We start from the raw sequence: 11,392 nt of genomic DNA, 5'->3' as shown, positions 1-11,392 counted from the left end.
GTGTGGACCAGCGCGTCAGCCTGGTTCTTGGCTTCGGCAAGTTCCTTGCGGCTCTTGTCGTCGGCCGCATGGGCTTCGGCTTCCTGCACCATCTTCTTGATGTCGGAATCCGACAGACCGCCCGAGGCCTGGATGCGGATCTGCTGTTCCTTGTTGGTGGCCTTATCCTTCGCCGTCACCGACACGATGCCGTTGGCGTCGATATCGAAGGTGACTTCCACCTGCGGCACGCCACGCGGCGCCGGCGGCAGACCCATCAGGTCGAATTGGCCGAGCAGCTTGTTGTCGGCCGCCATCTCGCGTTCGCCCTGGAACACCCGGATGGTGACCGCGGTCTGGTTGTCTTCGGCGGTCGAGAAGGTCTGGCTCTTCTTGGTCGGGATGGTGGTGTTGCGGTCGATCAGACGGGTGAAGACGCCGCCCAGGGTTTCAATGCCCAGGCTGAGCGGGGTCACGTCGAGGAGCAGCACGTCCTTGACTTCGCCCTTCAACACGCCGGCCTGAATGGCGGCACCGATGGCGACCACTTCGTCCGGGTTGACGCCCTTGTGCGGCTCCTTGCCGAACACCTGCTTGACGACTTCCTGCACCTTGGGCATGCGGGTCATGCCGCCGACCAGGATGACTTCGTCGATCTGGTTGGCCGAGACTCCGGCATCTTTCAACGCCTGGCGCACCGGGCCGATGGTGCGCTGGATGAGATCGTCAACCAGGGCTTCCAGCTTGGCGCGGGTGATCTTGATGGTGAGATGCTTGGGGCCCGAGGCATCGGCCGTGATGAACGGCAGGTTGACTTCGGTCTGCATCGACGACGACAGCTCGATCTTCGCCTTTTCGGCGGCGTCTTTCAGGCGCTGCAGGGCGAGACGGTCGTTCCTGAGATCGATGCCGTTTTCCTTTTTGAACTCGTCGGCAAGGTAATGGACGATGCGCTGGTCGAAGTCTTCGCCGCCGAGGAAGGTGTCGCCGTTGGTCGATTTCACTTCGAACACGCCGTCGCCGATTTCGAGCACCGAGACGTCGAAGGTGCCGCCGCCGAGGTCGTAGACCGCGATGGTGCCGTTGCCCTTCTTGTCCATGCCATAGGCGAGCGCCGCTGCGGTCGGCTCGTTGATGATGCGCAGCACTTCAAGGCCCGCGATCTTGCCGGCGTCTTTGGTCGCCTGGCGCTGGGCGTCGTTGAAGTAAGCGGGGACGGTGATGACGGCCTGGGTGACCTTTTCGCCGAGATGGGCTTCGGCGGTTTCCTTCATCTTCTGCAGAATGAAGCCCGAAATTTCGCCGGGAGCATATTTCTTGTCGCGGCCTTCGACCCAGGCGTCGCCGTTGTCGGCGCGAACGATCTTGTAGGGGACCATGCCCGTATCTTTCTGGGTCATGGGATCGTCGAAGCGCCGGCCGATCAGACGCTTGATCGCGAAATAGGTGTGTTCCGGATTGGTGACGGCCTGCCGCTTGGCAGGCTGGCCGATCATGCGCTCGCCGTCATTGGTGAACGCCACGATGGAGGGCGTCGTGCGGGCGCCTTCCGAATTCTCGATGACCTTGGGGGCAGAGCCCTCCATGACCGCGACGCACGAATTGGTCGTGCCGAGGTCGATGCCGATCACTTTCGCCATGGTTGTTTTTCCTTCCTCTTGGCAGCGGGTCTTGGGCCTCGAAAGAGCGCCGGGAGTTGCCCGCCCCGTTCAATAACCACACACGCAGGCAGGGCCGTGTTGACCCCACCCTTTCGTCTGAGGGGTATATAGGAACGAGGCTCCGACCTCGCAAGGTCGTGATACGTATTGCGACCGAGTAATTTTGCGGCCGAACGTCAGGAAATGGAACGGGTTAGCGAACGAGTCGCAGCCCGGGTCGCGACAATTGGCACTTCAGGGGTTCAACTGCCAGACCCAGAAGTTCAACACCCCCGCGAAACTGACCCAGGCGAGATACGGGATAAGCAGCCAGCCGGCCGGTTTTTCGATCCGCCCGAAGCCGATCAGGGTGGCGAAGATGGCCACCCATAACAGCGCCAGTTCCGCCAGGGCAGGCCCGGGGGCATGGGCACCGAAGAAAATAAAGCTCCAGGCGAAGTTAAGCCCAAGCTGGACCAGCCAGAGGCCGAGCACGGGGGTGCGGAAGCCTTTTTCGCGCCACACCAGCCACGCCGCCACCGCCATCAGGACATAGAGGCTGGTCCATACCGGTGCGAACAGCCAGTTCGGCGGGTTGTAGCTCGGTTTAGCCAAGTGGCTGTACCAGCTCGCGATATTCGGCGTCGTCACGGCCCCGGCGAGGAACCCGACGGTCAGGGTCACGACCAGGAACAGGAACAAAACGCCAAGGCCCGGTCTGCGTTCGGCCGTCAGAGTCGTCATCGGGTCAAATCCGCTTAGCTGCGCCAGCCGCGATGAAAGGCGAACAGCGACCACGGCGTCTCTTGGTCGTCTTCAAGGCGAGCGGTTACCGCTGCCACCATGGCCACCAGCGCACTGAATAACAAGCCCAGTCCGGTCCACAGGCTGACGACGGCCGCGGTGTGGCGGTCGAGGTCGGGCGCGATGCCGTAGAGCGCGGCGAGAGCCTGTCCGGCAACCCCGGCCAGCACCAGAGTGGCGAGGATGGTTACCGCCCAAACCGCGAGGCCGTGCAGCGCCGCCCGGATTTCTTCCTGGGCATGGGATTCGACCATCGGCCCCAGCAGCCGCCCGGCGACATGGCCGCCGACCGCGAACCCGAAGGCCTGAACGACAAAAAAGTAGAGCGCCCCGCCGGTGACAAAGCCCCGCGGCACTGCGTCTTGGGCTGGCGGCAGCAGTAGCAGCCCGACGCCAGCCCCGATGGTCAGCAACACGAAGGTGACGGCGACGGCCGTGACCGCGCCCGCCAGCGTCAAGCTCCAGGAAAACCGCCCGCTCATGCGTGCCCCGTCAGAAGCCAGATCAGGATGATGACTGGGATCGGCACGCCGATCACATAGAGCAGGCACGAGCGCATGGTTTTCCCCGGATGGTGGCGGGCAAGGAACGCCTGGCCACATCGCGATGTTCCGTTTGCCGCCGCGGCAAGGCGCGACAGTGCGGGCTGGCGGCGTCGCGGGGAAATTGATGGTATTATATTTAATCCATCAACTTTAACAGTTTTGGCCGCAATTCTGCCGCCAGATATGTCGCGTTGTCCGACCGAAACGGCGGGCGTAACCGAACCCGATGACTGCGTCTTTCCTTCGCCTGCCGCGCTGGCCGGCCGGGACTCTGTTCGTCCCCAAACTCGTCACCGTGTTCCAGGAAGGCTACACCGCCGAGCGGCTGAAGGCCGACTTCGCTGCCGGATTGACGGTGGCGATCGTGGCGATGCCGCTGTCGATGGCGCTGGCGATTGCCAGCGGGGTGGGGCCGGAGCGCGGGCTGTTCACCGCCATCGTTGCCGGCTTTCTGATTTCCTTGCTTGGCGGCAGCCGCCACCAGATCGGCGGACCGACCGGCGCGTTCGTGGTGGTGGTGTTCGGGGTGGTCTGCCGCCACGGCTATGACGGGCTGGCGGTGGCGACGCTGATGGCCGGCCTGATGCTGATGGTGGCGGGTTGGGCCCGCCTCGGCGCCTTCATCAAATACATTCCCTATCCGGTGGTGACCGGCTTCACCGCCGGCATCGCGCTGATCATCTTTTCCAGTCAGGTCGGCGACATCCTCGGCCTAAAGCTGGTGCATCCGCCGGCCGACGTGCTCGACCGCTGGGAGGCCTATGCCGCCGCCATCGGCAGCTTTCACTGGCAGGCGCTGTACGTCGCGGTGATGACCATCCTGACGATCGTCGGGGTGCAGTTGCGCTGGCCGCGGCTGCCGGCCTTTCTGATCGCCATCGCTGCCGTGGCGCTGTTCTGCGCGCTGCTGCAGGTGCCGGTGGAAACCATTGCCAGCCGCTTCGGCGCCATTCCGCGGATGCTGCCGCCGCCGCACCTGCCGGCGCTGGGGTTCCGCCAGATCCGCGAACTGTTTCCGGCGGCGCTGACGATCGCCGTCCTCGGCGGGATCGAGTCGCTGCTGTCGGCGGTGGTGGCCGACGGCATGACGGGACGGCGCCACCGCTCCAATTGCGAACTGGTGGCGCAGGGCATCGCCAATATGGCGAGCGCCTGCATGGGCGGCATCCCGGCCACCGGCGCCATTGCCCGCACCGCCACCAACATCCGCTCGGGCGCGCGCACGCCGGTGTCCGGTCTCGTCCATGCCGCCGGCGTCCTGGTGATGATGCTGCTGCTGGCGCCACTGGTGTCCTATGTGCCGCTGGCGGCGCTGGCCGCGGTGTTGGTGATCGTATGCTGGAACATGGCCGAATTCGCCGCCTTCCGGGCACTGCTGCGTGGACCGGTCGGCGACCGGGCATTGCTGCTCGTCACCTTCACGCTGACGGTCTTCATCGACCTGTCGGTGGCGATCGGGGTCGGCGTGGTGCTGTCGTCGCTGATCTTCATGCACCGCATGACCGAGACGGTGGCGCTCGAAACCGGCGCACCGCTGCTCGCGAGCGATGCGGCGGAAGGATTGCCGGATCAGGCGACGCGGGTGGAACGGCGCGCCTTGCCGCGCGGGGTGGAAGTGTTCCGCCTCAACGGGCCGTTCTTTTTCGGCGCCGTGGCGAAATTCGAAGAGGTCCTGTTCCGCGCCGGCGGGCGGCCGCGCGCCATCATTCTGGTGATGCAGGACGTGCCGCTGATCGACGCGTCCGGCGCGATCATCCTCAAGAAATTTCTCAAGGCGGCCGCAGCCGGACACACCAAAGTCATTCTTGCCGGGGTGGAGAGCGGCCCGCAAAGCGTGCTCGACGCCATGCGGGTCGATGTCCGTCAGGCCGAGACGCTGGAAGCGGCCCTGGCCCTCTTGGCCTGATCAGCGCTTGGCGTGCGCCGCCAGAATGTCGGCGATGGAGGCCGACAGTTTCTTCACTGCCGGAATGTGCAGGAATTCGTTGGGGCCGTGGGCGTTCGAGCCAGGGCCGGAAACACCGGTGACGACGAACTGGGTGCCGGGGAATTTGCGGCCCAAGAAACCCATGAAGGGAATTGAGCCGCCTTCGCCCAAAAAGCCCGCCGGACGGCCGAAATGGGCATGGGAGGCGGCACTGACCGCCTCGGACAGCCACGGCGCCAGACTGGGCGCGTTCCAGCCGCCTTGGCCGGCTTCGGTTTCGAACCGCACCGTCGCGCTGTAAGGCGGATCGGCTTCGAGCGTCTGCTTGATCGCGGCGACCGCCTTTTCGGCATCGCAGGTCGGCGGCAGGCGCATCGACAGTTTGGCGGTGGTGAAAGGCAGCAGCACATTGCCGGCGGCCTCCGGCGTCGGATAGCCGTCCATCGCGATCACGGCGAGCTGCGGCCGCCAGGTGCGGTTGAGGATCAGATCTTCCGGCGAGGCGCCCATCGGCTTGGTGGTGCCGGCGAACGGCATGCGCTCGAACACCTCGTTGCCGAGGGTGGCGGCGGTGGCGCGCGTCTGCTCGAGGCGGTCGGCGGGAATGTCGACGTTGAGCGCCGCCAGCTTGATCGTGCCGGTGGTCTCGTCCTCAAGGCGCGTGAGAAGCGAGCGGAAAATGCGGAACGAGGACGGCACCACGCCCGAGGCATCGCCGGAATGAACGCCTTCGTTCAGCACGCGGATCGAGAGCCGCCCGGCCGCGATGCCGCGCAAAGAGGTGGTCAGCCACAGCTGGTCGTAATTGCCGGCGCCGGAATCGAGGCACACCACCAGATCGACCGCGCCGATGCGCTTCTCCAGGCTGTTGATGTACCATTCGAGATCGGGCGACCCGGATTCCTCGCCGGCTTCGATGGTGATGACGCAGCGCGCATGCGGCGTGCCCGATTGATGCAGCGACAGGATCGCCGACAGCGCCGCGAACATCGCGTAGCCGTCGTCGACGCCGCCGCGGCCGTAGAGCTTGTCGTCTTTCAACACCGGCGTCCACGGCCCGAAGCCGTCCCACCAGCCGCTCGATTCCGGCTGCTTGTCGAGATGGCCGTAGAGCAGCACCGTGCCTGGCCCCATGTTCGGACCAGTGCCCGGCACTTCGATGAAGATCAGCGGCGTCTTGCCGCCGGGCGCGATCACCTCCACCGTGGCGCCGGGAATCTTCGCAAGATGGGTTTCCGCCCAGTTCGCGAACAGCGCCACCGCCTTCATCATCGCGCCGCGCGCTTCCCACTCCGGATCGAACATCGGTGATTTGTTGGGAATGCGGATGTAGTCGCACAGCGTCGGGATGATATCGCCATCCCACAGGCGGTCGATGAAGGCGTTGGTCATGAGGTTCTCTTTTCTTATGCTCGTTGACGGGCGCTAATGGGCCCAGTTCGTCGGCTTGTAATGGCGGATTTGCCGCTCGAAGTCGGGACAGATCGAGTGGCGGACGGCGGTTTCGATCTGGTTGCGCGCGGTAAGAATTTCGGCGTCCTCGTTGCTGTTCCATTCGCGCCGCAAGTCGATGGAATAGCCGGTGGATCCGGAGCGATAGAAAAACCAGATGAACAGGTCGCGGCGGAAGACGGCGTTATAGGAGCCGTCCGAATACGAGTCGATCTCGGGCTTTTCATTGCGCGCCGTACCGACCGAATTGATCGCTGACTGCAGTGCCGCCCAGGTTTGCGCATTGTTGCTGCACTTCACCGTATACTCGCTGAAGTTGCCGATCGAGCCGCAGCCGCCGAGACCCAACGCAAGTCCGGCCAACAGTTGAATCCAGCGACTGCCCATCACGCCCCCTCCCGTTACAACGATGCCACCAGCGCCGCGTTGTAGATTTCGGTCATGTTGGCACCGAGCGAAACGATTTGCACCGGCTTTTCCAATCCGACCAGGAACGGGCCCAGCATCGAGACGTCGCCGATCTGCGACAGCATCTTGGTGGCGATCTGGGCCGAATGCACCGCCGGCATCACCAGCACGTTGGCGGTGTCGGTCAGCCGGCAGAAGGGATAAAGGCCAAGCTTCGATTTGTTGAGCGCGACATCGACCGACATCTCGCCGTCGTATTCGAAATCGACCTGACGGCGGTCGAGGATATGCACCGCTTCAACGATGCGCTCCGAGCGTTCGCTGCGCGGATAGCCGAACGTGGAAGACGCCAGCAGCGCCACCCGCGGCGTATAGCCGAAGCGGCGCGCCACCTTCGCCGACTGCACCGCGATATCGGCAAGCTGTTCCGAACTCGGCAGTTCGTGCACCGAGGTGTCGGCGGCGAAGATCACGCGGCCTTTGGCAAAAATCACCAGCACGCCCATCGGCCGCTGGCCCGGCGGGGTATCGAGCACCTGGCGGATGTCGGCGAGCACGGTGGAATAGGCGCGCGTCACGCCCGTCACCATGGCATCGGCCTCGCCGGCGGCGAGCAGCGACGCGGCGTAGATATTGCGGTCGTTGGTGACGAGGCGCACGCAGTCGCGATAAAGCATGCCGCGGCGCTGCAGCCGCTTGTAGAGCGCTTCGATGTGGGGGGCGGCGTCGGCGGCGGAATGGGGAACGCGGATTTCGAGATCGACGGGATGGTCGAGCCCCATGCCCCAGATGGTCGATTGCACCACGTCCTTGCGTCCGACCAGGATCGCTTGGCCGAGTCCGGCCTGCTGGAAGGCGACGGCGGCACGCACCACGCACGGCTCCTCGCCTTCGGCAAACACCACGCGCTTGGGCTTGGCGCGCACGATGTCGGTCAAGCGGTGAAAGAGATTGGCGCTCGGATCGAGGCGGGCCGACAGCTCGGTGCGATAGGCTTCCAGATCGGTGATGGCGCGCCGCGCCACGCCGGTCGCCATTGCCGCTTCCGCCACCGCCGACGACACCCTTGCGATCAGCCGCGGATCGAACGGCGAGGGAATGATGTAGTCGGCGCCATAGGTCGGCCGGGTGCCGCGATAGGCGGTCGCGACTTCGTCGGGCACGTCTTCGCGCGCCAAGGCGGCGAGGGCTTCGGCGGCGGCGATCTTCATTGGCAGGTTGATTTCGCGCGCCCGCACGTCGAGCGCGCCGCGGAAGATATAGGGAAAGCCGAGAACGTTGTTGACCTGATTGGGATAGTCGCTGCGCCCGGTGGCGACGATGGCGTCGGGGCGCACCGCCTTGACATCCTCGGGCGTGATTTCCGGATCGGGATTGGCCATCGCGAAGATGATCGGCGCCTTGGCCATCGTCTTCACCATCTCCTTGGTCACCGCGCCCTTCACCGACAGCCCCAGGAACACGTCGCAGCCGGCGATGGCCTCTTCCAGGGTGCGCGCCTCGGTGTCGACCGCATGGGCGCTCTTCCACTGGTTCATGCCCGAAGTGCGGCCGCGATAGACCACGCCCTTGGAATCGCACAGGGTGGCGTTGGCGTTGGGCAGCCCCATCGTTTTCAAAAGCTCAAGACAGGCGATGCCGGCGGCGCCGGCGCCGTTCACCACCACCTTGACGTCTTCCAGTTTGCGCTCGGTCAGCGCCAGCGCATTGATCACGCCGGCGGCGCAGATGATGGCGGTGCCGTGCTGGTCGTCGTGGAAGACGGGAATGTCCATCAGCTCTTTCAGCCGCTGTTCCACCATGAAGCATTCCGGCGCCTTGATGTCCTCCAAATTGATGCCGCCGAAGGTGGGGCCGAGGTAGCGCACGCAATTGACGAAGGCGTCGACCTCGTGGGTGTCGACTTCGATGTCGATGGTGTCGACATCGGCAAAGCGCTTGAACAGCACCGCCTTGCCTTCCATCACCGGCTTCGAGGCCAGGGCGCCGAGATCGCCGAGGCCCAAAATCGCCGTGCCGTTGGAGATCACCGCAACGAGATTGCCTTTCGCGGTATAGTCGAACACCGCGTCGGGCCGCTCGGCGATGGCGCGCACCGGCACCGCCACGCCCGGCGAATAGGCCAGCGAAAGATCGCGCTGGTTGGCCATCGGCTTGGTCGGAACGATCGCGATCTTGCCCGGCTTGGGACCGGCGTGGAAGGCGAGGGCTTCGTCCTCGGTGAAGGTGGGGCGGTCTTTCGTCTGTTCCATTGGGGGGTCCCCGGCGCTTTTCCACAGAATACAGCTTCTCTCCGGCATGTACGAACCGAAGCCGCGGCGCAACCGGGGTGCGGCTTTGCTAGGTTGGGCTCATGGCCGCAGAGACTGTAAACCCGACTGTAACCCCGCCCACCGCCACGACGGAGGGCGCCACCCCCGTGATGGCGCAATTTCTCGAAATCAAAGCGGCCAATGCCGAATATCTTCTGTTCTACCGGATGGGGGATTTCTACGAGCTGTTCTTCGACGACGCCGCCAAGGCCGCCGAAGCGCTCGATATCGCCCTGACCAAGCGCGGCAAGCACCTCGGCGAGGATATCCCGATGTGCGGCGTGCCGGTCCATGCCGCCGAAGCCTACCTGGAACGCTTGATCCGCAAGGGTTTCCGGGTGGCGATCTGCGAGCAGATGGAAGACCCCGCCGAGGCGAGGAAACGCGGCTCGAAATCGGTGGTGCGGCGCGAAGTGATCCGCCTCGTCACCCCCGGCACCCTGACCGAGGAGTCGCTGCTCGAACCGAAACAGGCCAATACCCTGGCGAGCCTCGCCCGGGTCGGCAGCGATCTGGCGCTGGCGGCGGCCGAGATGAGCGCCGGCAGCTTCCGGGTGGCGGCGATCGGGGCGGGCGATGTCGCGGTGGAACTCGCCCGGCTCAGCCCGTCGGAGTTGATCGTCCCCGATGTGCTGCTCGCCGATCCGGCGCTGGCGGTGTGTCTCAACGGCTTCGGACCGGCGCTGACGGTGCTGCCGTCGATCAAATTCGACTCGGCGACCGGCGAACGGGCGCTGAAGGCGTTTTACGGCGTCGCGGAATTGGAAGGCTTCGGCCATTTCAGCCGCTCGGAAGTCGCTGCCGCCGGGGCCCTGATCGGCTATCTCGAGCTGACCCAGAAAGGCAAAATCCCCGCCCTCAGCCCGCTGGCGCGCGACGGCGTTGCCGCCTACATGGCGATCGACGGGGCGACGCGGCGCAATCTCGAGTTGATGCAGACCCTGGCCGGCGAGCGCAAAGGCTCGTTTCTGGCCGCGATCGACCGCACCGTCACCGCCGCCGGGGCGCGGCTCTTGGCGTCGCGGCTGGCGGCCCCTCTGACCGATGTGGCAGCGATTGCGGCGCGCGCCGAGGCGGTGGCGGGCTTCGTGGAAGCCCGCGATGTGACCGAGGCTTTGCGCGCAATCTTGCGCCGCGCGCCCGACATCGCCCGCAGCGTGGCGCGGCTTTCCGTCCAGCGCGGCGGCCCGCGCGATCTCACCTGTCTCAGCGACGGCATCGCGGCGGCGCGGGAGGTGCGCGCGCTGATGCGGACCACGGCGGGCGAAACCGCCACTGCCATTGCCGGCCTGACCGATGGACTCGCTGCCGTCTCCGGGCTCGATGCCAAGCTGACCCATCTGCTGGTTCCCGAGCCGCCGTTTTATGCCCGCGATGGCGGCTTTATCCGCCCCGGCGCCCATGCTCCGCTTGATGAGCTGCGGGCCTTGCGCGATGAATCGCGCCGCGTCATTGCCGGTCTCGAAACCCGCTATCGCGACGAAACCGGCACCCCGCTCAAGATCAAGCACAACGGCATTCTCGGCTACTTCATCGAAGTGACGCCGCAGCACGCCGACAAGCTGATGGGCGACGCCGGCTATCGCCATCGCCAGACCATGGGCGGGGCGGTGCGCTTTTCCACCGATGAACTGTCGAGCCTCGCGAACCGCATCAGCCAAGCCGGCGATCAGGCGCTGGCGCTGGAAAAGCTGCTGTTTGATGAAATGGCCGCCGATGCCCTGGCGCTGGCGCCGGCGCTGGCCAAAATCGCCGAGGGTCTGGCGGTGCTGGACGTCGCGGCGGGGCTTGCCGATCTTGCCTTGGCCAAGCGCTATGTGCGTCCCAAGGTCGATACCTCGAAAACCTTCTCGATCGTGCGTGGCCGTCATCCGGTGGTGGAGGCGGCCCTCGACGCCGCGCACACCCCGTTCGTGCCCAATGATGCGACCCTTTCCGGCGACAAGCGGCTGTGGCTGGTCACCGGTCCCAACATGGCGGGCAAATCGACCTTTCTGCGCCAGAACGCGCTGATCGTGCTGCTGGCCCAGGCGGGCAGTTTCGTGCCGGCCGACGCGGCCACGGTGGGCGTGGTCGATCGCCTGTTCAGCCGCGTCGGCGCCAGCGACAACCTGGCGCGCGGGCGGTCGACGTTCATGGTCGAAATGGTCGAGACCGCCGCGATCCTGGCGCAGGCGGGCGAACGCAGCTTTGTCATCCTCGACGAAGTGGGGCGCGGCACGTCGACTTATGACGGGCTGGCGCTGGCCTGGGCGGTGGTCGAGGCGGTGCACGAGGTCAATGCCTGCCGTTGCCTGTTTGCGACGCATTACCACGAACTGGCGC

General features: G+C 65.4%; 8 protein-coding genes. 2 read left to right on the top strand and 6 right to left on the bottom strand.

Annotated elements, in window-relative coordinates; translation table 11 throughout:
- The 3 genes from dnaK to AC1P6P_RS06800 all read right to left on the bottom strand — a co-directional run.
- On the bottom strand, positions 1-1,619 hold a 1,619-nt coding region (gene dnaK / locus AC1P6P_RS06810), incomplete at its 3' end, for a molecular chaperone DnaK (protein ID WP_481401681.1).
- A 255-nt stretch (positions 1,620-1,874) separates the two neighbouring features.
- On the bottom strand, positions 1,875-2,363 hold the full coding sequence (locus tag AC1P6P_RS06805; protein ID WP_481401680.1) for a TspO/MBR family protein: 489 nt from the start codon (positions 2,361-2,363) through the stop codon (positions 1,875-1,877).
- Between the two features lie 14 nt (positions 2,364-2,377).
- Complete coding sequence (locus AC1P6P_RS06800) at positions 2,378-2,905, bottom strand: hypothetical protein (RefSeq protein ID WP_481401679.1); 528 nt, start codon at positions 2,903-2,905, stop codon at positions 2,378-2,380.
- 289 nt (positions 2,906-3,194) lie between these two features.
- Between AC1P6P_RS06800 and AC1P6P_RS06795 the strand changes: the two genes are divergently transcribed.
- On the top strand, positions 3,195-4,874 hold the full coding sequence (locus AC1P6P_RS06795) for a SulP family inorganic anion transporter (RefSeq protein WP_481401678.1): 1,680 nt from the start codon (positions 3,195-3,197) through the stop codon (positions 4,872-4,874).
- Here the strand turns inward: AC1P6P_RS06795 and AC1P6P_RS06790 are convergent, their stop codons facing one another.
- From AC1P6P_RS06790 to AC1P6P_RS06780, 3 genes are read right to left on the bottom strand one after another with little or no spacing between them, the layout of a single operon-like run.
- Complete coding sequence (locus AC1P6P_RS06790) at positions 4,875-6,287, bottom strand: M20/M25/M40 family metallo-hydrolase (RefSeq protein WP_481401677.1); 1,413 nt, start codon at positions 6,285-6,287, stop codon at positions 4,875-4,877.
- Between the two features lie 33 nt (positions 6,288-6,320).
- Positions 6,321-6,734 (bottom strand): hypothetical protein, encoded by a 414-nt coding sequence (locus tag AC1P6P_RS06785; protein WP_481401676.1) that lies wholly within the window; start codon positions 6,732-6,734, stop codon positions 6,321-6,323.
- Between the two features lie 14 nt (positions 6,735-6,748).
- Positions 6,749-9,007, bottom strand: coding sequence for an NADP-dependent malic enzyme (locus AC1P6P_RS06780; protein WP_481401675.1), 2,259 nt, complete (start codon positions 9,005-9,007; stop codon positions 6,749-6,751).
- 170 nt (positions 9,008-9,177) lie between these two features.
- Between AC1P6P_RS06780 and mutS the strand changes: the two genes are divergently transcribed.
- Positions 9,178-11,392, top strand: a 2,215-nt coding sequence (gene mutS / locus AC1P6P_RS06775) for a DNA mismatch repair protein MutS (RefSeq protein ID WP_481401674.1), incomplete at its 3' end; no start/stop codon positions are given.

It is taken from the genome of Rhizomicrobium sp. (genome assembly GCF_056722145.1).
This window is presented reverse-complemented; position numbering and strand designations above follow the sequence as displayed.

Coding starts and splice junctions, on each gene's coding strand:
- AC1P6P_RS06805 (WP_481401680.1), bottom strand. CDS start 2,363: ATGACGACTCTGACGGCCGAACGCAGACCGGGCCTTGGCGTTTTGTTC.
- AC1P6P_RS06800 (WP_481401679.1), bottom strand. CDS start 2,905: ATGAGCGGGCGGTTTTCCTGGAGCTTGACGCTGGCGGGCGCGGTCACG.
- AC1P6P_RS06795 (WP_481401678.1), top strand. CDS start 3,195: ATGACTGCGTCTTTCCTTCGCCTGCCGCGCTGGCCGGCCGGGACTCTG.
- AC1P6P_RS06790 (WP_481401677.1), bottom strand. CDS start 6,287: ATGACCAACGCCTTCATCGACCGCCTGTGGGATGGCGATATCATCCCG.
- AC1P6P_RS06785 (WP_481401676.1), bottom strand. CDS start 6,734: ATGGGCAGTCGCTGGATTCAACTGTTGGCCGGACTTGCGTTGGGTCTC.
- AC1P6P_RS06780 (WP_481401675.1), bottom strand. CDS start 9,007: ATGGAACAGACGAAAGACCGCCCCACCTTCACCGAGGACGAAGCCCTC.